This is a genomic window from Nocardioides luteus (assembly GCF_015752315.1).
Classification (GTDB): domain Bacteria; phylum Actinomycetota; class Actinomycetes; order Propionibacteriales; family Nocardioidaceae; genus Nocardioides.
In genome coordinates this window covers 4,949,302-4,969,037 of record NZ_JADOVJ010000001.1, presented here as the reverse complement: position 1 = coordinate 4,969,037, position 19,736 = coordinate 4,949,302, and the positions used below count along the sequence as shown (strand labels likewise).

Annotated in this window: 22 protein-coding genes and 1 tRNA gene; 14 read left to right on the top strand and 9 right to left on the bottom strand. The window is 68.9% G+C overall.

The genetic code is table 11. The annotated features are described in order from the left end of the window. Positions 1 to 78: 78 nt before the first annotated feature. The 5 genes from rlmC to HD557_RS23735 are packed head-to-tail and all read right to left on the bottom strand — an operon-like array spanning position 79 to position 4,643. A complete protein-coding gene (gene rlmC, locus HD557_RS23755) occupies positions 79 to 1,206 on the bottom strand; it encodes a 23S rRNA (uracil(747)-C(5))-methyltransferase RlmC (RefSeq protein WP_196875696.1) in 1,128 nt (375 codons plus the stop codon). Between the two features lie 3 nt (positions 1,207 to 1,209). Next, complete coding sequence (locus HD557_RS23750; protein WP_196875695.1) at positions 1,210 to 1,623, bottom strand: DUF4190 domain-containing protein; 414 nt, start codon at positions 1,621 to 1,623, stop codon at positions 1,210 to 1,212. Positions 1,624 to 1,626: 3 nt separating this feature from the next. Then, on the bottom strand, positions 1,627 to 2,298 hold the full coding sequence (locus HD557_RS23745; protein WP_196875694.1) for a DUF4190 domain-containing protein: 672 nt from the start codon (positions 2,296 to 2,298) through the stop codon (positions 1,627 to 1,629). Between the two features lie 15 nt (positions 2,299 to 2,313). Beyond that, the gene (locus HD557_RS23740; RefSeq protein WP_196875693.1) at positions 2,314 to 3,363 is read right to left on the bottom strand and encodes an adenosine deaminase; all 1,050 of its coding nucleotides are present in this window, start codon (positions 3,361 to 3,363) and stop codon (positions 2,314 to 2,316) included. Next, positions 3,360 to 4,643: an aminotransferase class I/II-fold pyridoxal phosphate-dependent enzyme gene (locus HD557_RS23735; RefSeq protein ID WP_196875692.1), complete on the bottom strand. Its 1,284-nt coding sequence runs from the start codon at positions 4,641 to 4,643 to the stop codon at positions 3,360 to 3,362. Before HD557_RS23735 ends, HD557_RS23740 begins: the two co-directional genes overlap by 4 nt. A gap of 129 nt (positions 4,644 to 4,772) precedes the next feature. On the opposite strand from HD557_RS23735, the gene HD557_RS23730 reads away from it, so the two are divergent. The 5 genes from HD557_RS23730 (at position 4,773) to HD557_RS23710 (ending at position 7,943) form a co-directional block, all read left to right on the top strand. Then, a tRNA-Trp gene (locus HD557_RS23730) sits at positions 4,773 to 4,845 on the top strand. 16 nt (positions 4,846 to 4,861) lie between these two features. Further along, positions 4,862 to 5,137: a preprotein translocase subunit SecE gene (gene secE / locus HD557_RS23725; RefSeq protein ID WP_008362901.1), complete on the top strand. Its 276-nt coding sequence runs from the start codon at positions 4,862 to 4,864 to the stop codon at positions 5,135 to 5,137. A gap of 62 nt (positions 5,138 to 5,199) precedes the next feature. Then, positions 5,200 to 6,000, top strand: a complete 801-nt coding sequence (gene nusG / locus HD557_RS23720) for a transcription termination/antitermination protein NusG (protein ID WP_307785695.1) — start codon at positions 5,200 to 5,202, stop codon at positions 5,998 to 6,000. A 291-nt stretch (positions 6,001 to 6,291) separates the two neighbouring features. Next, complete coding sequence (locus HD557_RS23715; RefSeq protein ID WP_307785694.1) at positions 6,292 to 6,771, top strand: SigE family RNA polymerase sigma factor; 480 nt, start codon at positions 6,292 to 6,294, stop codon at positions 6,769 to 6,771. Continuing rightward, a complete protein-coding gene (locus tag HD557_RS23710) occupies positions 6,768 to 7,943 on the top strand; it encodes a hypothetical protein (RefSeq protein ID WP_196875690.1) in 1,176 nt (391 codons plus the stop codon). The genes HD557_RS23715 and HD557_RS23710 overlap by 4 nt, the downstream gene beginning before the upstream one ends. Before the next feature lie 25 nt (positions 7,944 to 7,968). Here HD557_RS23710 and HD557_RS23705 read toward each other — a convergent pair whose 3' ends face one another. Further along, positions 7,969 to 9,168 (bottom strand): lytic transglycosylase domain-containing protein, encoded by a 1,200-nt coding sequence (locus HD557_RS23705; RefSeq protein ID WP_231380435.1) that lies wholly within the window; start codon positions 9,166 to 9,168, stop codon positions 7,969 to 7,971. 213 nt (positions 9,169 to 9,381) lie between these two features. Here HD557_RS23705 and rplK point away from each other — a divergent pair, with 213 nt between their 5' ends. From rplK to HD557_RS23675, 6 genes are all read left to right on the top strand, one after another. Beyond that, complete coding sequence (gene rplK / locus HD557_RS23700; protein ID WP_008362894.1) at positions 9,382 to 9,810, top strand: 50S ribosomal protein L11; 429 nt, start codon at positions 9,382 to 9,384, stop codon at positions 9,808 to 9,810. 62 nt (positions 9,811 to 9,872) lie between these two features. Continuing rightward, on the top strand, positions 9,873 to 10,589 hold the full coding sequence (gene rplA / locus HD557_RS23695) for a 50S ribosomal protein L1 (RefSeq protein WP_008362892.1): 717 nt from the start codon (positions 9,873 to 9,875) through the stop codon (positions 10,587 to 10,589). Positions 10,590 to 10,787: 198 nt separating this feature from the next. Next, positions 10,788 to 11,579 carry an ABC transporter substrate-binding protein gene (locus HD557_RS23690; RefSeq protein ID WP_196875688.1) on the top strand — a complete coding sequence of 264 codons (792 nt, stop codon included), beginning with the start codon at positions 10,788 to 10,790 and terminating at the stop codon, positions 11,577 to 11,579. A gap of 29 nt (positions 11,580 to 11,608) precedes the next feature. After that, the gene (locus HD557_RS23685) at positions 11,609 to 12,388 is read left to right on the top strand and encodes an amino acid ABC transporter permease (protein WP_231380434.1); all 780 of its coding nucleotides are present in this window, start codon (positions 11,609 to 11,611) and stop codon (positions 12,386 to 12,388) included. Further along, positions 12,388 to 13,155: an amino acid ABC transporter ATP-binding protein gene (locus HD557_RS23680; protein WP_008362887.1), complete on the top strand. Its 768-nt coding sequence runs from the start codon at positions 12,388 to 12,390 to the stop codon at positions 13,153 to 13,155. The genes HD557_RS23685 and HD557_RS23680 overlap by 1 nt, the downstream gene beginning before the upstream one ends. A gap of 87 nt (positions 13,156 to 13,242) precedes the next feature. Beyond that, positions 13,243 to 14,154 (top strand): phosphotransferase family protein, encoded by a 912-nt coding sequence (locus tag HD557_RS23675; RefSeq protein WP_196875687.1) that lies wholly within the window; start codon positions 13,243 to 13,245, stop codon positions 14,152 to 14,154. Here the strand turns inward: HD557_RS23675 and HD557_RS23670 are convergent. After that, positions 14,092 to 15,102, bottom strand: a complete 1,011-nt coding sequence (locus HD557_RS23670) for an IS481 family transposase (protein WP_196873822.1) — start codon at positions 15,100 to 15,102, stop codon at positions 14,092 to 14,094. The genes HD557_RS23675 and HD557_RS23670 overlap by 63 nt on opposite strands. Positions 15,103 to 15,290: 188 nt before the next feature. On the opposite strand from HD557_RS23670, the gene HD557_RS23665 reads away from it, so the two are divergent. After that, positions 15,291 to 16,001 carry a maleylpyruvate isomerase family mycothiol-dependent enzyme gene (locus HD557_RS23665; protein WP_196875686.1) on the top strand — a complete coding sequence of 237 codons (711 nt, stop codon included), beginning with the start codon at positions 15,291 to 15,293 and terminating at the stop codon, positions 15,999 to 16,001. Here HD557_RS23665 and HD557_RS23660 read toward each other — a convergent pair. Both HD557_RS23660 and HD557_RS23655 read right to left on the bottom strand, forming a co-directional pair. After that, the gene (locus HD557_RS23660; protein ID WP_196875685.1) at positions 15,946 to 17,199 is read right to left on the bottom strand and encodes an MFS transporter; all 1,254 of its coding nucleotides are present in this window, start codon (positions 17,197 to 17,199) and stop codon (positions 15,946 to 15,948) included. The genes HD557_RS23665 and HD557_RS23660 overlap by 56 nt on opposite strands. 169 nt (positions 17,200 to 17,368) lie before the next feature. Beyond that, positions 17,369 to 18,358 (bottom strand): aldo/keto reductase, encoded by a 990-nt coding sequence (locus HD557_RS23655; RefSeq protein ID WP_196875684.1) that lies wholly within the window; start codon positions 18,356 to 18,358, stop codon positions 17,369 to 17,371. A gap of 247 nt (positions 18,359 to 18,605) precedes the next feature. On the opposite strand from HD557_RS23655, the gene rplJ reads away from it, so the two are divergent. Both rplJ and rplL read left to right on the top strand, forming a co-directional pair. Then, complete coding sequence (rplJ, locus tag HD557_RS23650; RefSeq protein WP_008362879.1) at positions 18,606 to 19,187, top strand: 50S ribosomal protein L10; 582 nt, start codon at positions 18,606 to 18,608, stop codon at positions 19,185 to 19,187. Positions 19,188 to 19,280: 93 nt separating this feature from the next. Further along, entirely contained in the window at positions 19,281 to 19,667 is a 387-nt protein-coding gene (gene rplL, locus HD557_RS23645) for a 50S ribosomal protein L7/L12 (protein ID WP_008362878.1), read from the top strand. Positions 19,668 to 19,736: the final 69 nt, after the last annotated feature.

Here is a 19,736-nt window from a genome sequence, read left to right as displayed (position 1 = left end):
CGGCGCATCTGTCCCAGAATCCCGGGACAGATGCGCCGACTCGGCGCGAAATTCCGGGACATCAGCGCCGGGTCGGAATCAGGCGCGCTTCAGGTGCACCAGGACCTCGTGGTGATCGGTGTTCGGGAACATGTCCAGCAGACGTGCGGACACCGGTCGCAACGAGGGCATGTCACGCAGGTCGCGGGCGAGGGTGTCGACGTTGCACGAGGAGTAGACGACGTGCTCGACGCCCGACTCCTCCAGCCACCCGGCGAGCGAGGAGCCGATGCCGCGCCGCGGCGGGTTGACGATGACCAGGTCGGGTGCGGCGCCTGCCGAGAGGGCGTACGCCGTCGCGTCCCCGGCCACCCAGCTGGTGCCCGGCAGACCCAGCTCGGCGGCGGTCGAGGCGGCGGCCTCGATCGCCTGCTCGCTGGACTCGACGCCGAGCACCTCCCGCCCCGGGGCGGCGACGTGCAGCCCGAAACCGCCGACGCCGCAGTAGAGGTCCCATACCGAGCCTGGTGACACCGCAGTGACCAGGTCGCGGGCGTAGCGGTAGAGGGCCGCGGCGACGGCGGTGTTGGTCTGGAAGAAGGAGTGCGGCCGCAGTCGCAGGCCGATCCCGTTGACCTCCATCGTGAGCGCCTCACGGGCGGTCAGGAAGATCTCCTCGGGCCCCTCGATGACGGCCTTGTGCTCGGGCTGGATGTTGACCGAGGCAACGGCGATCGGCAGCTCGTCGAGCAGCGCCGGAAGGTGCTTGCGCAGCCGGGCCAGCGCCTCGGTGGACCGCAGCACCCAGCGCACCATCAGCTCCCCGGTGGGAGCCTCGGTGACGATCACGTGCTTGAGCTCGCCACGCCGCTCGGGCACCGAGTAGGGGGTCAGCCGCGCGGCCGTGACGAACCGCGACAGGACCGGCAGCGCGGCCTGCAGCCCCGGCGTGTGCAGCCCGCACGCGAGCAGATCCACGCCGAGACCGTCGTGGGACAGGATCCCCAGCGTCGGCGCCTCCACCGACCCGGCGACGACCATCTTCGCCTTGTTGCGGAAACCGGCCTCCGGGCTGGAGACCGGTTCCTCCCAACGTACGGCGCCGGGCCAGACCGCATCGAGCGCGGTCGCGACCCGCTGCTGCTTCTGCGCCAACTGGTCGGCGTACGCCATCTCCAGCCAGCGGCAGGAGCGGCAGGCGCCGGAGGTGAAGTAGCCGCAGTCCATCGGTCAGATGCGGCTGCTCAGCATCGCGTTGATGCTGTCGAACGTCGTGGTGGGGTCGGTCTCCTCGGCGACGACGAAGAGCATCACGATGATGAAGATGACGTAGGCGACCCAGAAGAGCAGGTAGAGCGCCCCGAAGATCGTCCCGATGAGGCCGGTGATGAAACCGGCCTGCGCGTTGCCGCGGCCGCCGTAGGCCGAGGGGTTGGCGTCGATCTCGGCCATCACCCGCTTGCCCTTGATCCATCCGAACGGTGCGATGAAGACGCCGATCCCGCCGCACATGACCGACAGGCACAGGCCCACGATCCCGAACACCATCGCCGAGTTGGCCTCGGGGTGGGGAGGGGGCGGCGGGAACCCGTAGGGCGCCGGCTGATAGCCCGGCGGATAGCCCGGCGGAGGCGTGCTGGTCATCCCTCAGAACTCGCTGTCGTACGGCTCGTAGCCACTGTCGTAGCCGCCGTCGTCGAAACCGCCGCTGACGCCGATGACGATGATGATGGCGATGACGAGGATGCTCAGGACCAGCAGGACGGTGCCGATGATGCCGAGGATGAAGCCGGCCTGCGCGTTGCCGCGGCCGGTCAGGGCGCCGGCGGCCGCATCGATCCGCTTCTTCGCGGACAGACCCATGAAGAGGGCGAAGGGGGAGAGCACGATCGGGAGGCCGCAGAAGAACCCGCCCGCGAGCCCGATGATGCCCAGGACCATCGCGGTGGTCGCGCCGGAGTCCGGGGTGCCCACCTGAGCCGAGTACGCAGCCGGGGCGCCGTAGGGCGCCTGGCCGTAGCCCGGCTGAGCGCCATAGGACGGCGGCGTCTGGCCGTAGCCCGCTGCCGGCGCCGGCGGGACCGGCGGCTTCTGGTCGAAGGTCGCCCCGCCGTAGGGGTTCGCCGGCTGCTCGCCGTAGGTCTGGCCGTACATCGGCTGGGTCGGCGCGGGCGGCGTCGACGCAGGCGGAGTCGCCACCCGGGTCGCGTCGGACTCGTCCTGCCCGGGCTGAGCCGGTTCGGACGGGGTCGGCGGAGGCGGCGTGGAGGCGTCGGCCGGCTTGTTGGGATCGGGCTGATCGTCGGACGGGTTCGTCATGGCCGACATTCTGTCTTAACTCGGCGGATCCGTGGGTTGCGAGGGCGCATTGAGCCAGTCGTCCACCTCGGCGAGCAGACCCTTCTTGGTCGACTCGGGCGCGGTCGATGCGGTGATCGACATCCGCGCCAGGTCGGCGAGGGTCTCGTCGGTGAGCTCGTGAGCGGCCCGCATCGTCGCGTACTGCGCCGCCAGCCGGGACCCGAACAGCAGCGGGTCATCGGCCCCGAGCGCCACCGTCGCCCCCGCGTCGAGAAGCTGCGGCAGCGGCACCGAGGTGAGGTCGGAGTAGACGCCGAGCGACACGTTGGAGGTCGGGCAGACCTCCAACGCGACGCCCGCACGCACGATCTCGTCGAGCAGCACCGGGTCCTCGGCAGCGCGTACGCCGTGACCCAGCCGGGTCGCGTGCAGCGACCGGAGCACGGTGCGGATGTGCTCGGGCCCGCGCAGCTCACCGCCGTGCGGCATCAGTCGCAGCCCGGCACGCTCGGCGATCCGGAAGGCGTGGTCGAACTCCTCGGTCCGGCCGCGCCGCTCGTCGTTGGAGAGCCCGAACCCGACCACACCGTGGTCGACGTACTGCCCGGCGAGGCGCGCCAGCGTGCGCGCGTCCATCGGGTGGCGGGTGCGGTTGGAGGCGATGATCACCGCGATGCCCAGCCCGGTCGCCCGCTCGGCGTCGCCGACGGCGTCCAGCACCAGATCGGTGAAGGCCGTGATCCCGCCGAACTTCGCCGCGTAGCCCGACGGGTCGACCTGGATCTCGAGCCACCTGCCGCCGTCGCGTACGTCGTCCTCGGCGACCTCCATGACGAGCCGCCGGATGTCGGCCTCGGTGCGCAGCACCGAGCGGGCCACGTCGTAGAGCCGCTGGAACCGGAACCAGCCCTTCTCGTCGGCCGCGCTCAGCGCCGGCGGCCACTCCGAGACCAGCTGGTCGGGCAGCCGGATCCCGTCGCGGGTGGCCAGCTCGAGCAGGGTCTCGTGACGCATCGCCCCCGTGAAGTGCAGGTGCAGATGCGCCTTCGGCAGCGTACGTAGGTCGCGTCGGTCAGCAGTCACGCGAGCAGCTTCTCCGCAGCGGCCAGCTTCACGCACACCGTGACGACCTCCATGGCCCCGCTGACCTGCTCCAACGGCGGGAAGGACGGGGCGAGGCGGATGTTGGTGTCCTCGGGGTCGACCTTGCCGGGGAACGCCGAGCCCGCGGGGGTCAGCGCGACGCCGGCACCCTTGGCCAGCTCGATCACCCGGGTCGCGGTGCCCGGGAGCACGTCGAGGCTGACGAAGTAGCCGCCGGCGGGCTTGGTCCAGGTCGCCACGCCGAGCGCGCCGAGCTGGTCGGTGAGCGCGTCCTCGACGGCCGCGAACCGCGGCGCCAGGAGCTCGCGGTGCTTGGCCATGTGCTCGCGTACGCCGGCCGCCGAGCCGAAGAACTCCGCGTGCCGCAGGTGGTTGACCTTGTCGGGGCCGATCGCGCCGTGGCTCAGGTGGTCGAGCCACCAGGCGACGTTCTCCTTCGAGCCGCCGAAGAAGCCGACGCCCGCGCCCGCGTAGGTGACCTTGGAGGTCGAGGCGAAGACCAGCGGGCGGTGGGGGTTGCCGGCGGCGTTGGCCAGCGAGACGACATCGGCGGTCTTGGTCTCGGCCGGGGTGAGGTGGTGCAGCGCGTAGGCGTTGTCCCAGAAGATCTTGAAGTCGGGCGCCGCGGTCGGCATCGACGCGAGCCGCTCGGCGATCTCCTGCGAGGTGGTGTCACCGGTCGGGTTGGCGTACGTCGGCACCAGCCACATGCCCTTGATCGTCGGGTCGTCCTTGACCAGGGCGGCGACGGCCTCGACGTCGGGCCCGTCGGCGTGCATCGGGACGGTGACCATCTCGATCCCGAACCACTCCAGCAGCGTGAAGTGGCGGTCGTAGCCCGGCACCGGGCAGATGAACTTCACCGTCTCCTCGCGACCCCAGGGACGCTCGCTGTCGACGCCACCGTGAAGCCACAGGTACATCAGCGTGTCGCGCATCATGGTGAGGCTCGAGTTGCCGCCGGCGATGATCTGGTCGGTCTCCAGGCCGAGCAGCTCGGCGTAGATCTCACGGATCTCGATGCCGCCCGCCAGACCGCCGTAGTTGCGCGTGTCGGTGCCGTCCGGGGCCGTCGTCGACTTGGGGAGATGGAGCAGGCCGTCGGAGAGGTCGAGCTGGTCCGCGGAGGGCTTCCCCCGGGTCAGGTCCAGCTTCAGGCCCTTGGCCACCAAGTTGTCGTACGCCGTGCGCTGCTCCGTTGCGAACGCTTCGAGTTCCTCGCGCGAGAGCTCGGCGAGGGGACGGGGATCTGAGGTCATGCCAGCAATCCTATGGGTCATCGCACCCCGGTTTTGGAACCGCCATCGCCCCGTGCGTAGACTCACCGTTGGTGGTCTTCCCACATGGTTAGCCGCGCCCTCAACCGCGCGTCTGATGCAGACCTCCGTAGGGCACTAGCTCAACTGGCAGAGCATCGGTCTCCAAAACCGAAGGTTGGGGGTTCAAGTCCCTCGTGCCCTGCAAAGCCGGACCAGCGATGGAAACGTTTTCGAGAGAAGGTGGCGGCGTGACGGACAGCAAGGCAGTCCCGACTCCGAACGACAAGAAGACGGAGAAGCGCACCAGTCTCCCGACGTTCTACCGCCAGGTCGTGGCCGAGCTCCGCAAGGTCGTCTGGCCGACGCAGAACCAGCTCACGACGTACTTCATCGTGGTTCTGGTCTTCGTCCTCGTGATGATGGCGATCACCGCGGGCCTTGACCTCGGGTTCGGCAAGTTGATGTTCTGGGTGTTCGGCGGCCGCGACGCGTGATCGCGTGGGCCCCGGCCCGCGGAACACACCCGATACACACAATCAACGGTTTGGAGCAGGACGTGTCTGAGCAGGACTACACCGAGGAGACCGAGGTCCTCGAGACGGCCGAGGCCGCCTCCGACGTGCCTGCAGAGGCCGAGTTCGACGAGGCCGGCGAGGCCGAGGAGTCCGACGACGCTTCCTTCGACGAGATCGTCGAGGGCGAGGCCCCTGAGGCCGCTGACGACGACCCGCTCGAGGCGTTCCGCCGTGAGCTGTGGGCCAAGCCGGGCGACTGGTTCGTGATCCACACCTACTCCGGCATGGAGAACCGGGTGAAGTCCAACCTGGAGAACCGCATCGTCTCCCTCAACATGGAGGACTACATCCACGAGATCGTGGTCCCCACCGAGGAGGTCCCGGAGATCAAGAACGGCCAGCGCAAGATGGTCAAGCGCACCGTTCTCCCGGGTTACGTGCTGGTCCGGATGGACCTCACCGACGAGTCCTGGGCCGCCGTACGCCACACCCCGTCCGTGACCGGCTTCGTCGGCCACAGCCACCAGCCGGTGCCGCTGTCGATGACCGAGGTCGAGAACATGCTCGCCCCCGCCGTCGTCGCCCAGGCCGAGGCCGAGGCTGCCGCCGCCGGTGAGGCCGCGACCGCCAGCTCCGGCGCCACCGGCACCGCGAAGAAGCCCGTCGAGGTCGTCGACTTCGCCGAGGGCGACTCGGTCACCGTCGTCGACGGCCCCTTCGCCACCCTCCACGCGACCATCACCGAGCTCAACGCCGAGTCGCAGCGCGTCAAGGCGCTCGTCGAGATCTTCGGCCGCGAGACCCCCGTCGAGCTCTCGTTCAACCAGATCGAGAAGGTTTGAGCCTGCGGCCCTGCGAGCGAAGCGAGCAGGGTCGCAACGCGAAAAGGTCGAGCGAGCGCAGCGGCTGAGCTTGCGAAGCCGCGAAGCGGGTCGAGACCCAGCCTCAGAGAACTCAGTACGCCGAACGCCCGGGCACGAAGCCCGGGCGTTCCGCGATTTAGCGATGCATGCTCGCCCCGCGATCCTCGCCCAGTACAACCATTGCCGGGGCTGATGCGTCACCAGGTCATGGAGCCAAGTCACATACCCGGTGGGGGCGCGGTGACCCGACCCCGGGCACCCGGCGCAACCGTGCGAGACGATGCCGCGTTCACCGAGTTCGTGACCGCCCGGCTGTCGCATCTGCTCAAGCTCGGGCGGGTGCTGGCCGGCGACGACCAGCGCGGGGCCGACCTGGTCCAGGACGCGCTGGAGCGAACCCTCTTGAACTGGTCGAAGGTGCAGGACCCCGAGGCGTTCGTACGGCGCACCATGGCCAACCGCAGCGTGTCGGTGTGGCGCAAGCTGCACCGGGAACGGCCGCTCGCGGAGCTGCGCGAGCCGGTCGGCACCGACCGGCCGGCCGACCACGAGCTGCTGGCGGCGGTCAAACGGCTGCCACCGAGGCAGCGTGCCGTGATCGCGCTGCGCTACTACGAAGATCTCACCGAGGCACAGGTTGCGGAGGTGCTGGGCTGCTCGGTGGGCACGGTCAAGAGCCAGGCCCACCGAGCGATGACCACGCTCCGCGAGCAACAGTCCGCCTTCGCCGACCGGGAGGACGAGCGATGAACCAGTTCGAAGACCAGATCCGCCACGCGATCGACCGCGACATCGCCGCGGAACCGCCCGCTCACCAGATGCTGGCAGAGGTACGACGCGGCGCGCAGCGACGCCGGGTCCGCCGGACTGCGGGGGTGGTCGGCGCGGCTGCCGTGCTGGTCGCCGGGGTCGCCGTCGGCGGCTCGCTGCTCAGCACTCGCGACGACTCCGCACCCGAACCGGCAACACCGGACCCGTCGCCGACGGAGTCCTCCTCGGCGACAGCCGACCCGGTGCGGCCGACGCACGCCCTCACCATCGAGGCAGCATCGGATCAGGTGCTCGTGACGTCCAACGAGGAGGACTGTGGTTGCAGCGTGCTGTGGCGCTACGACGGCGAGACCTGGGAGCGGCTGCACGACTTCACCGAGGAGTACGTCGACCGGCTCGCCATGGCACCCGACGGCCGGAGCGGCTGGGCCGCCGCCGGCGGCGGGAGGATCTGGACCACCGGCGACGGCGGCGAAACCTGGAAGCAGGCCGTCATGACGGGTGAGGAGCCGGGCGAGCACAGCTATCTGCTGGCCGCCACCGGCGACCCGGCGTGGCCGGCGTGGGCGGCGTGGGCGGTCGATGCGATCGCCGGCACGATGTGGCGGTTCGACGGCGACCGCTTCGCATCGGTGTCGTCCGACGAGATCGGAGCTGCCCAGGATCTGATCCAGGTCGGCGACGCGCTCGTGGTCACGCCGAGGCCCGAGGGTGAGGGCAACGTGACCTCGGTGCCGAGGGTCACCCATGACGGCGGCCGAACGTGGTCCGAACTGCCGTTCCCGTGCAGTGGCGAGAACAGTCTGATGCCTGCCGGGACCGCGGTCTTCTCGCTCTGCCGAGCAGACGAGGCGGCTGCGACCGTGTACCGATCGACCGACCTGAGCTCGTGGCAGGAGTTCGGCAGCGTGCAAGGTCATCTGAACGATCGGGTGGCCCTCACCGACGACGCGATCCTGCTGCGTGGCGAGCGCGAGACCCTGCTCACCGAGGACGGCGCACAGAAGGTCGACACCGGTCTCGGCGAGGGTGCAGAGGTCTGGGACGCCGCCCGGGTCGGTGACACGCTCTATCTCGCCCCGGGCGGGGAGGTGCTGGCCTCCACCGACGGCGGCCGCACGTGGGAGCCGTCCCTCTCGGTTCAGCGGTAGCAGGAAGCAGCGATCGGTGACGGGATCACGGCAGCGTCTTGATCAGCCACTCGACGTACCCGGTGATGTCGGTGACGACTCCGGGAACGGCGGCGTTGGCCTGGGTGACGGTCTTGCCGAGCAGCCGGATGCTGCAGGCGTCGACGGCGCGGTTGGTGTCCCAGCCCTCGGCGAGGTCGGGGAAGCGGGAGGAGAGCTCGGCGGCACAGATGCCGCGCCGCTCGGAGATCGAGGCCCAGCTGCCGTCGTCGGTCGGCGTCGGGCTGGGGCTCGGAGCGGTCGAGGGGCTCGAGCTCGGCTTCGCCGTGGGCTCGGCGCCGGCGGTCGGCTTCGGAGCGGTCGTCGCCGGCTTCTTCTTCGCGGGCTTCTTGTCGGTCTTCTTCGTCGCGTTCGGTCCGCGGCCGGAGGAGCCGGACTCGGCGTGGGCCGGAGCGGCGGCGGCGAGCTGGACGTCGTCACCGCCGTAGGGGCTGTCGGCATAGCCCTTGGCGATCTTCAGGACAGTGGTGACGTACGCCTGGCTCTGGTTGTAGCGACTGAGCGCGGCGTGCTTCCCGCGATCGGTGGAGACGTCCTCGTCGCCCGAGCAGAGGTAGACCGCGGCGGCGAGGGCGGCGTCGTCGATGTCCTGCGGGTCGCGTACGCCGTCACCGTCTCCGTCGACGGCGACCAACGGCCACGTCGTGGGGATGAACTGCATCGGCCCGACGGCGCGGTCACCGCTGGAGAGCTTGTCGACGGAGCCTCCGTCGGTGTCGGGGGAAGGGTCGCCCGCGGGAGTGGTCAGCGCGGGGCCGTAGATCGGCGGGGTGGCCTTGCCCGAGTCGTCGAGCCGGCTGCTCTTCAGGCGACCGTGGTCGGACTCGACCATCCCGACGGCGGCGAGCAGCGTCCAGTCGAGGGCGCAGGCACGGTCGGCGGTCGTCACCACGGCGGCCGCACGCTGATAGGCGGCCAGGGCAGGCATCGGGATGTCGCTTCCCTGCGCCATCGCGACGGCGATCGTGCCGGTCCGGGCGCCCTTGCGCGCACCTTGTGCCGGGGCGGGCTCGGTGACGCTCGCGGGCTGGTCGATCACAGAGGTCGCCATGGTCTCCCCGCCGGGCAGCGTCACGGGTTCGACCGGATCGAACGCCGTTCCGGTGGCGGCGGCGGTCCACGCGGCCGAGAGCGCGGCCAGCGGCACGAGCGCGGCGTACATGGACAGACGACGTCGATTGAACAATTGAGCTCCCTTTGTAAATCCCCGGGGGAGTATGCCAAGGGGGGTGGTGGCCGTCACTCAGGGGGTCCCACTCAGTGGGCCGCCCTGCGCTGATTTCGTGAACCCGGACCGATCACGGACAATTGACCAGTTGCGAGAGCAACACCGCAGGTGGCAGAGGCCGAAACGTACAAGCGGCTTCGTCATGACCACGAGAAGGAAGAGATCTCAAGAATGCCTCCGAAGAAGAAGATCGCAGCGCTCGTCAAGGTGCAGCTGCAGGCCGGCTCCGCGACCCCGGCCCCGCCGGTCGGTACCGCGCTCGGTCCGCACGGCGTCAACATCATGGAGTTCTGCAAGGCGTACAACGCCCAGACCGAGTCCATGCGCGGCAACGTCGTCCCCGTCGAGATCACCATCTACGAGGACCGCTCGTTCACCTTCATCACGAAGACCCCGCCGGCCGCTGAGCTGATCAAGAAGGCCGCCGGCCTCAAGAAGGGCTCGTCCGTCCCGCACAAGGACAAGGTCGGCAAGCTGACCAAGGACCAGGTGCGCGAGATCGCGACCACCAAGATGCCCGACCTCAACGCGGAGGACATCGACGCCGCGATGAAGATCGTCGAGGGCACCGCCCGCTCCATGGGCGTCACCACCGACTGATACGTGGGAGAGCCGCGCTGGCTCGCTAACCACATCTCCTCTTAACTACCGAAGGAATCACCATGCAGCGCAGCAAGACCTACCGCGCGGCGTCGGAGACGTTCGACAAGAACGAGCTCTACGCCCCGCTGGCCGCGATCAAGATCGCCAAGGGCTCCAGCAAGAAGAAGTTCGACGAGACCGTTGACGTCGTCATGCGTCTCGGCGTCGACCCCCGCAAGGCCGACCAGATGGTGCGCGGCACCGTCAGCCTGCCCCACGGCACCGGTAAGACGATGCGCGTCATCGTCTTCGCCGCTGCTCCGGACAAGGCCGAGGCCGCTCGCGAGGCCGGCGCGGACGTCGTCGGTGCCGACGACCTCATCGAGAAGGTCTCCGGTGGCTGGCTCGACTTCGACGCCGTCGTCGCGACCCCGGACATGATGGGCAAGGTCGGTCGCCTCGGCCGCGTGCTCGGCCCGCGTGGCCTCATGCCGAACCCGAAGACCGGCACCGTCACCCCGGACCCGGCCAAGGCCGTGACCGACATCAAGGGCGGCAAGATCGACTTCCGGGTCGACCGTCACGCCAACCTTCACTTCATCATCGGCAAGGCCTCCTTCTCCGAGGCTCAGCTCGCTGAGAACTACGCCGCTGCTCTCGAGGAGGTGCTTCGTCTGAAGCCGTCCTCCTCCAAGGGCCGCTACCTGAAGAAGGTCACCCTCTCGACCACCATGGGCCCCGGTGTCCAGGTCGACCCCAACCGCATCAAGAACGTCGCGGGTGAGGACGAGGCCTGAGCCTGCGATCCTGTGAGGAACGAACAGGGTCGCAACGCGAAGGGATCGAGCGAGCGCAGCGGCTGAGCTTGCGAAGCCGCGAAGCGGGTCGAGATCCACGTCTGCGTTGCACAGTTCCCTGAACCTCATCGTTCCGATGGCCCGCCACCCCGAGGGGTGGCGGGCCATCGGCGTTCAAAGAGTCGTAGAGTTCGGCGCATGAATCTGCGGAAGCTTGCTGCTGCCCTGACCGTTCCTGCCCTCGGGCTGGCGCTCGCCGCCTGCGGTGGCGGCGACGAGGGTGGCACCTCACCGTCGGGCGCGAAGCTGGTCAAGGCCGACACCCTGACCATCTGCACGCACCTGCCCTACAAGCCGTTCGAGTTCAACGAGGGCGGCGAGGTCGTCGGTTTCGACATCGACGTGCTCAAGATCGCCGCCGACGCCGAGAAGCTCGAGACTGAGGTCGTCAACATCGGCTGGGAGACCATCGTCTCCGGTGAGGCGCTCAACTCCGGCAAGTGTGACGTCGCCGCAGGTGCGATGACGATCACCGAGGAGCGCGAGAAGGTCATGGACTTCACCGAGCCCTACTTCGAGGCGACCCAGGCGCTGATGACGAAGAAGGGTGCCGGCTACGCGTCGCTCGACGACCTCGCCGGCAAGACCATCGCGGTCCAGGAGGCGACGACCGGCGCCGACTACGTCAAGGAGAACGCTCCCAAGGACGCCAAGATCATCACCCTCGAGGACTCGGCGCTGATGATGCAGGCGGTCAAGTCCGGCAAGGCCGACGCCGGCGTCAACGACAACGGTCTGCTCTACGACTTCGTCAAGGAGAACACCGACACGGAGATCACCAGCGAGTTCCAGACCGGTGAGGCGTACGGCTTCACGGTCAAGAAGGGCGGCAACGACAAGCTGCTCGAGGCGCTCAACAAGGCGATCAACGACAAGGCCGCCTACGACGAGGTCTACAAGAAGTGGTTCGGGGAGGCTGCCGCCCAGTGACGGGCACGGCAGTGGTTCCGAAGAAGCGGATGTCGCCGCGCAGACGCGCGGCGCTCGTCCGTTACGTCCAGTACGCCCTGTTGGTGCTGCTGGTCGTCGTCATCGCCCTGATCGCCGACTGGGGTGAGATCAGGCGGGCATTCCTCGACCTGGACGTCGCCGGTCAGATGTTTCCCGATGTCATCGTGATCGCCCTCAAGAACACGATCTTCTACACCGCCTGCGGCTTCGCCTTCGGGCTGGCGCTTGGTCTGGTGCTGGCGCTGATGCGGCTCTCGAGCGTTGGTCCGTACCGGTGGATCTCGACCGGCATCATCGAGCTTTTCCGGGGACTGCCGGCGCTAGTGGTCTTCTTGGTGCTCGGACTCGGCCTGCCGCTGGCCTTCGGCTTGAACCTCGGCAACGTCGTTACAGTGACGCTGGCGCTCGGTCTGGTCGGCGGCGCCTACATGGCCGAGACGATTCGGGCGGGCATCCAGGCGGTGCCGAAGGGGCAGTACGAGGCCGCACGCACCCTGGGTATGACCCACACTCGGGCGATGGTCACCATTGTGATTCCGCAGGCGTTCCGCATCATCCTGCCGCCGTTGACCAACGAGCTGATCCTGCTCACCAAGGACTCCTCGCTGGTCTACATTCTCGGGATGTCGCTGGACGAGTACGAGCTGACCGCGTTCGGCCGGGAGAACATGAACGCCTTCTCCAACCTGACCCCGATGTTCACGATCGCGCTGTGCTACCTGCTGATCACCGTGCCGCTCTCGATCGTCGTACGCCGCATGGAAGCCAAGTCCGGGAAGGCCCGCTGATGACCCAGACCGAGACGACGCCGGCTGCCGGCCGCGGGGCGGCGGCGATCGACGTACAGAACCTGCACAAGTACTTCGGCGACAACGAGGTGCTCAAGGGCATCGACTTCCACATCGGCCGGGGCGAGGTCGTCTGCGTGATCGGGCCTTCCGGGTCCGGAAAGTCGACGCTGCTGCGTTGCGTGAACCTGCTCGAGCAGCCGACCAGCGGCACGATCCTGGTCGAGGGCGACGAGATCACCGACCCGGACGCCGACGTGGACGCGCTGCGCGCCCGGATCGGGATGGTCTTCCAGCAGTTCAACCTCTTCCCGCACATGACGGTGCTGCGCAACCTGACGGTCGCGCAGGAGAAGGTGCTCAAGCGGGGACGGGCCGAGTCCACCCAGATCGCCCGGGCCAACCTGGAGAAGGTCGGGCTCTCCGACAAGGCCGACGCTTATCCGGCTCACCTCTCCGGCGGTCAGCAGCAGCGAGTCGCCATCGCGCGGGCGCTGTCGATGAACCCCGACATGATGCTCTTCGACGAGCCGACCTCCGCGCTCGACCCCGAGCTGGTCGGGGACGTCCTCGCGGTCATGAAGGACCTGGCCTCCGAGGGCATGACGATGATGGTCGTCACCCACGAGATGGGCTTCGCCCGCGAGGTCGCCGACAAGGTCGTCTTCATGGACGGCGGCGTCATCGTCGAGGAGGGCCTCCCCGCCGACGTGCTCGGCAACCCGCAGCACGAGCGCACCCAGGCGTTCCTCTCCCGCGTGCTCTGAGATCCAGCAGGTAGTCCAGGGAGATTCCGTCCATAACCCGTCGGTAGACGGACGGAACCTCCCTGGACCACCGCCTAAGGTTGCGGCGTGCGAACTGATCCCGGGGTGGACTGGGCTCCCGCGCTCGAGTGGGCGCAGCGGACGTTGGGGGAGATCGGTGGCGTACGACGCCTCTCCGGCGGCTGGACCTCGACCATGCTCGCGATCACGGCGGACGGTCATGAGCCGGCGGTGCTGCGGCTGATGACCAACGAGCCGTGGCGTACGCACGGCGAGCCGCTCACCATCACCACCCGGGAGAGCGAGATCCAGCGGATGCTCGCGGCCATGGGCGTCCCGGCGCCGAGGTCGCTCGCGCTCGACGCGACGGGCGAGCACTGCGGTCATCCGGCTCACCTGATGACGCTGCTCCCGGGTGCGATCGAGCCGCAGCGCGTCGACGACGCCTCGCTCGCAAGGCTCGCGGAGCTGCTGGCCGACATCCACGCGGTCACGCCGACGATCGACGTACGCAGCTACCAGTCGTGGGCGTGGGAGGCGAAGTTCGTCGTGCCGGAGTGGGCGAGCGACGCGGGCCTGTGGGAGGACGCGTTCGCGCTGCTGCGCGACGAGCCGCCGGCGTACGACCCCTGTTTCATCCATCGTGACTTCCAGCCGCGCAACGTGCTGTGGGATCGCGGTGAGATCACCGGTGTCGTCGACTGGGTCGAGACATCGATCGGCCCGGCCTGGTTCGACGTGGCCCACTGCGCGACCAATCTCGCCCTCGCCCACGGCGGCGAGGTCGCGGACCGCTTCGCCGACGCGTACGTCACGACGACCGGCCGCGCACCACAACCGTACTTCGACGTGATGGACGTCGTCGGCTTCCTACCGCCGCCGGGCAGGGCGTCGTTCATCACCGATCCGGCCGAGCTGGCCCGCCTCGAGGAGCGGCTAGCTGTGATGTCCAGCCAGGTTGTTCAACCTGGTGATGGGGGCTGCCTTCCCGATCGCTGAATGGGGCCGGTGGTGGTTGTACTCGTGGACCCATCCTGGCAGGGCGGCGAGTCGGGCTGATTCGGAGGTGTAGAACTTCTTGAATGCCCAGCCCTCTGCCAGGGTGCGGTGGAAACGTTCGATCTTCCCGTTCGTCTGTGGTCGATAGGGCCGGGTCTTCTTGGGTGTGATGCCTAGATCTGCGCAGGTCTCGCGCCACAGGTGTGACTTGTAGCAGCTGCCGTTGTCGCTGAGCACACGCTTGACGAGGACACCACGCTCAGCGAACCAGGCAACCGCGTTCTTGAGGACCTCGGTCGCGGTTTGGCTGGTCTCGTCGTCGCGGGCCTCGACGTAGGCGAGGCGGGAGTGGTCGTCGATGACGGTGTGTAGGTAGCAGGTCCCGATCAGTGGCTGATAGTGCTTGTTCTTGGGCCCACCGGTGCGTTTGGCGGTCGCGGAGCGGTTCTTGTCCCCGCGCTGCTTGCCGAGGTAGCGCCAGCCACCGCCGTCGGGGATCTTGCCGAGCTTCTTGACGTCGACGTGGATCAGGTCGCCGGGGTGGTCATGTTCGTAGCGACGGATCGGCTCGCCTGTGGCTCGGTCGATGTGAGTGAGCCGGTTGATCCGAGCACGCACCAAGACCGCGTGCACGGTCGAGGATGCCATGTTGAGCCGCTGGGCGATTTCGACCGGCCCAAGGCGCTGCTTCCAGCGCAGGTGCACGATCTTGCGCACGACCGGGGCCGGGGTCCGGTTCGGTTGACGGTGCGGAGCCGAGGACCGATCGAGCATGCCGGCCGGTCCTTCGTTGCGGTAGCGCTCAGCCCACTTCTTCGCCGTACGCCACGAGACGTCATAACGCTCCGCCGCGCGGGCCGGTGGCCAGCCGTGTTCAACGATGAGACGCGCGAGCCTGAGCCGGGCGCGAGGGGTCAGGGCAGCGTTGGCATGGGTAGCGTGGGACACGAAGGCCTCTCCTGGTGGCGGAACTGGTTCCTAGACAGCTCCACTCCACACCGGGGAGGCCTTCGTCCATCTACCAGTCAGACCGTGTCGTCGCAGGATCTCGACCAACGTGCCTGGGCATCACAGCTAGCCGCGGTCCTGACGAGATGCCGCTGAGACCGGGCTCCGTTGCCAGTAGGGTCGGCGACGTGCCCACGCCTGACGACTACTTCGTGACTCTCGGCGAGCTGCAGACCCAGTTCGCCGCCGCGCTGAAGCAGGCCGACCCGGACCTGCCGGTCCCGTCCTGCGACGACTGGTCGGTCGGGGACCTGGCCGACCATCTGGCCGGGGTGCACCACTGGGCTGCGGCGATGGCGCGCGACGAGGACGAGGTGCCGCTGCCGGTCCCGCTGGACCTGGTCGCGGCCTACCAGGAGCAGGCCGCCGAGCTGCGCGAGACGCTCTCGGCGCTCGGCCCGGAGGCGACCGGCCGGATCCTCAACGGGCTGACCGAGGACGGCCTCGGACCGGTCTCGTTCTGGTTCCGTCGGCAGGTGCACGAGACCCTGGTCCACCTCTGGGACATCCGCTCGGCTCTCGGGCTCGCGGCTCCCGAGGCGACCCCGGAGCTCTGGGCCGACACCGTCGACGAGGTGCTGACCGTGATGTACCCGCGTCAGATCGCCCTGAAGCGTACGCGGAAGGTCGTCACCCGCATCGAGCTCACCGCCACCGACATCGACCAGACCTGGGCGATCGGGGCGCCGAACGCGGTGCAGAAGGTGTCGGTCACCGGCACGGCTCGTGACCTCGCGCTCCTGCTCTGGGGACGTACGTCGCCCACCGCCGCCGAGCTGACCGTCACCGGCGACGAGGCAGCCCTGGCCGAGGCACTGTCTCGCGCGATCGTTCCGTAGCCGCGCCCGAGAGTCGGGTACGGTCGGCGCGGCCGGTCCAGTAGCCGACCCAGACCGCCCCGGCGAGCGAGAAGAGGCCGAGCGCGACCGGCGCGGCGGCGATCGAGAAGACCGCGGCCAGCCCGGAGACCAGGAGCGGCCCACCGGTGCCGCCGAGGTCGCCGCACAGCCGCCAGCCGCCGAGGAACTGCGCTCGTCCGTCGGCCGGCGCGGCATCGGCGCCGAGCGTCATCACGATCCCCGAGCCGAGACCGTTGCCGATGGCGATCAGCGCCATCACCGCGCCCAGGCTGAGCGCGTCGTGGGTGAGGGGGAGCAGCAGGCAGCCGAGGCCGACGGCGAGCACCACAGGGATCGCCACGACCTGACGCCCGCGGCGGTCGAGCAGCCAGCCGCCGGGAAGGGTGAGGGCGATGTCGACCAGTGCGGCTCCGGCGAAGAGGAGCGACACGACCGAGGCCTCGAGATGGATGTGGTCGGCCCAGAGCGGGAGCAGGCCGGTGCGTACGGACCGCGAGATCCCGATGATCACCACCGCGATGCCGAGCGTGGCGAAGGTGCGGCGGTGCGTCCACAGCACGCTGCGTACGCTCAGATGCCCCTGCTCGCGCGTGCGGCTCCGGCCGAGCTCGGGCATCCGGCCGCCGATCACCGCCGAGCACAGCGACATCGCGGCCGCGAACAGGAAGACCGCGGGGAGTCCGAAGAGGTGGATGAGGCCGGCGCCGAGGAGCGGCCCGACGAAGACCCCGAGCCGGAACGACCCGCCGAGCAGCGACATCGCCCGCGCCCGGTGGGAGACCGGGGTCGCGTCGATGAGAAAGCCCTGCCGAGCGATCAGGAACGCCGTCCAGCTCATCCCGCTCACGAACACGGCGACGGCGAGCACCGCGACCGAGCTGCTGAGGAACGCCACGGTCATCGCGACCGCGTCGAGCGCCCCGGCCGCCATCAGCGTGCGCCGCTCCCCGATCCGCGCCACCAGCGACCCGGCGGGCAGCGAGGTCGCCAGCGACCCGATCCCGAGCAGCGCGACCACGAATGCGGCCATCGACGCGTCCGCGCCCAGGTCGGAGGCGCGGAGCGCGAGGACCGGCATCACCGCCCCGTGTCCCATCGAGCTGACGATCGACGGTGCGTACGCCACCACCGCGATGTCTCGGAACCGGAACTCCTCGGTCGTCGTCTGCGTCGCCACGCCTTTACTCTGCCCGATTCGTTACCAAGGCTCACTATTTTTTACACAGAGCGAGACGGCGATCCCGCGCGCCGAGACGTCACGGCGGTCGGCCGAGACGTCACCCAGGTCGTCCGAACCGGCAGTCGGTGCTCACTCGGCCGACGGGAGTGACGCCTCGGCGGGGTCGTCACCAGCGCGAGTGCACGGCCTCGCGGAAGTGGGTGTCGTAGATCTGGCGGACGCCGGAGAGCAGCTCCTCGGAGAGCGGGGGAAGCGAGCCGGCGGCGGAGTTGGCGTGGGCCTGGGACGGGTTGCGGGCGCCGGGGATGACGGTCGTGACGCCCGGCTGCTGGGCCACCCAGGCGAGGGCGACCTGGGCGGGGGTGGCGCCCTCGGGGCCGTGCTCGGACACCAGGGCGGCGAACTCCTGGGCGGCCTTGACGCCGGTGGTGAAGTCGACGCCGGAGAAGGTCTCACCCACGTCGAAGGCCTCGCCGTGGCGGTTGTAGGTGCGGTGGTCGTCGGCGGCGAACGTCGTCGACTCCGAGTAGCGCCCGGACAGCAGCCCGGATGCCAGCGGCACCCGCGCGATGATCCCGACCCCGGCCTCCGTGGCCGCCGGGAGCACGCGGTCGAGCGGCTTGAGCCGGAACGCGTTCAGGATGATCTGGACGGAGGCCACGTTGGGCCGCGCGATCGCGGCCAGGGCCTGGTCGCAGGTCTCCACGCTGACGCCGTACGCCGCGATCACCCCCTCCGAGACGAGGGCGTCCAGCGCGTCATAGGTGGCCGAGGACTCGATCGTCTCCGACGGCGGGCAGTGCAGCTGCACCAGGTCGATCGTGTCGACGCCGAGGTTGGTGCGCGAGCGGTCCAGCCACTCGCGGAACGCGGCCGGCGTGTAGTTGGCCGGCACCTGCTCCACCCGGCGTCCCATCTTCGTGGCGACGAAGATGCCGTCGTGCGACCGCAGGAACCGCCCGATGACCTGCTCGCTCCGGCCGTCGCCGTAGACGTCGGCGGTGTCGAGGAAGGTGACCCCGTCGCCGACCGCCGCCTCGAGCACCGCCAGGGCGTCCGACTCGCTGACCTCGCCCCAGTCGGCGCCGAGCTGCCAGGTGCCGAGACCGATGACCGACGCCGTGCGTCCGATCCTTCCGAAGGTGTGGCTCTCCATGGCCGCAAAGGTAGCGCCCGCCGCCGATTTGGCGGCACCCCGCGGCGTACGCATAATTGTTGTTCGAAACCAGAGACCGCCGGTTGTCAGGTGTGCATGCACCCGATCGAAGGTTCCGCAGGATGCGGACGGCCAGCGTAGGTGAAGAGCAAGACGAGATCGTACGTCACGCCCTGAGCCTGCGCTCGGGGCGTTTGTCATTCACGGGCCCTCGCCGGTGGGATCGATTCCCGGAAGAAGGAGACCCATGGCGCGGGCTGACAAGCAGACTGCCGTTGCCGAGATCGCTGACGAGTTCAGCGCCTCGAGCGGCGTCGTGCTGACCGAGTACCGTGGTCTCACCGTTGGCGAGCTGAAGACTCTTCGTCGCTCGCTCGGTGAGAGCGCTAACTACGCCGTGGTCAAGAACACGCTGGCCAAGATCGCTGCCTCCCAGAGCGGCATCGAAGGCTTCGATGACCTGCTGACCGGCCCGACCGCGATCGCCTTCATCAAGGGTGACGTCGTCGAGGCGGCCAAGGGTCTGCGTGACTTTGCCAAGGCCAACCCCAACCTTGTCATCAAGGGCGGGTACCTCGACGGCAAGGCCATCGACGCTGCTGAGGTCGGCAAGCTTGCCGATCTCGAGTCGCGCGAGGTCCTGCTCGCCAAGCTTGCGGGCGCGTTCACCGCGACGATGTCCCAGGCTCTGTACGCCTTCAACGCTCTGCCCTCGAAGACCGCGCAGCTCGCTGCCGCTCTCGAGGCCAAGGCCGCGGAGGACCCCTCGATCCTCGCAGGTGGTGCCGCTGAGCCGGCTGCCGCCGAGGAGGCTCCGGCCGAGGCGTGATCGCCCCGGTCGTAACTAACCACCACCTGTAACCCGGCTCTGCCGCGTACTCAAAGAAATACGCACAGGGCCACCACGAAAGGAAATGCCATCATGGCGAAGCTCTCCACCGACGAGCTGCTCGACGCTTTCAAGGAGCTCACCCTCATCGAGCTCTCCGAGTTCGTCAAGGCCTTCGAGGACACCTTCGGTGTCACCGCTGCTGCTCCGGTCGCCGTTGCCGCTGCCGGCGCCCCGGGCGCCCCGGCCGCCGCCGCTGCCGAGGAGAAGGACGAGTTCGACGTCATCCTCGAGTCCGCTGGCGACAAGAAGATCAACGTCATCAAGGAGGTGCGCGCCCTGACCTCCCTCGGTCTGAAGGAGGCCAAGGAGCTCGTCGAGGGTGCCCCCAAGGCTGTCCTCGAGGCCGCCAACAAGGAGACCGCTGACAAGGCGAAGGAGGCCCTCGAGGCCGCCGGCGCCACCGTCACCGTCAAGTGATCTGAGGGCTTCGGCCCTGCGAGCCCGGGTTCGGCGGTTTCCGCCGGCCCGGGCTTGCTACATCGCGGA

What these genes read in the sequence shown, in the direction of transcription:
- rplJ (WP_008362879.1), top strand. Translation starts at nt 18,606, where the DNA reads ATGGCGCGGGCTGACAAGCAGACTGCCGTTGCCGAGATCGCTGACGAG.
- HD557_RS23735 (WP_196875692.1), bottom strand. Translation starts at nt 4,643, where the DNA reads ATGACCTCAGATCCCCGTCCCCTCGCCGAGCTCTCGCGCGAGGAACTC.
- HD557_RS23690 (WP_196875688.1), top strand. Translation starts at nt 10,788, where the DNA reads ATGAATCTGCGGAAGCTTGCTGCTGCCCTGACCGTTCCTGCCCTCGGG.
- HD557_RS23750 (WP_196875695.1), bottom strand. Translation starts at nt 1,623, where the DNA reads ATGACCAGCACGCCTCCGCCGGGCTATCCGCCGGGCTATCAGCCGGCG.
- HD557_RS23710 (WP_196875690.1), top strand. Translation starts at nt 6,768, where the DNA reads ATGAACCAGTTCGAAGACCAGATCCGCCACGCGATCGACCGCGACATC.
- HD557_RS23685 (WP_231380434.1), top strand. Translation starts at nt 11,609, where the DNA reads ATGTCGCCGCGCAGACGCGCGGCGCTCGTCCGTTACGTCCAGTACGCC.
- HD557_RS23745 (WP_196875694.1), bottom strand. Translation starts at nt 2,298, where the DNA reads ATGACGAACCCGTCCGACGATCAGCCCGATCCCAACAAGCCGGCCGAC.
- rlmC (WP_196875696.1), bottom strand. Translation starts at nt 1,206, where the DNA reads ATGGACTGCGGCTACTTCACCTCCGGCGCCTGCCGCTCCTGCCGCTGG.
- HD557_RS23680 (WP_008362887.1), top strand. Translation starts at nt 12,388, where the DNA reads ATGACCCAGACCGAGACGACGCCGGCTGCCGGCCGCGGGGCGGCGGCG.
- HD557_RS23655 (WP_196875684.1), bottom strand. Translation starts at nt 18,358, where the DNA reads ATGGAGAGCCACACCTTCGGAAGGATCGGACGCACGGCGTCGGTCATC.
- secE (WP_008362901.1), top strand. Translation starts at nt 4,862, where the DNA reads ATGGAAACGTTTTCGAGAGAAGGTGGCGGCGTGACGGACAGCAAGGCA.
- rplA (WP_008362892.1), top strand. Translation starts at nt 9,873, where the DNA reads ATGCAGCGCAGCAAGACCTACCGCGCGGCGTCGGAGACGTTCGACAAG.
- rplL (WP_008362878.1), top strand. Translation starts at nt 19,281, where the DNA reads ATGGCGAAGCTCTCCACCGACGAGCTGCTCGACGCTTTCAAGGAGCTC.
- rplK (WP_008362894.1), top strand. Translation starts at nt 9,382, where the DNA reads ATGCCTCCGAAGAAGAAGATCGCAGCGCTCGTCAAGGTGCAGCTGCAG.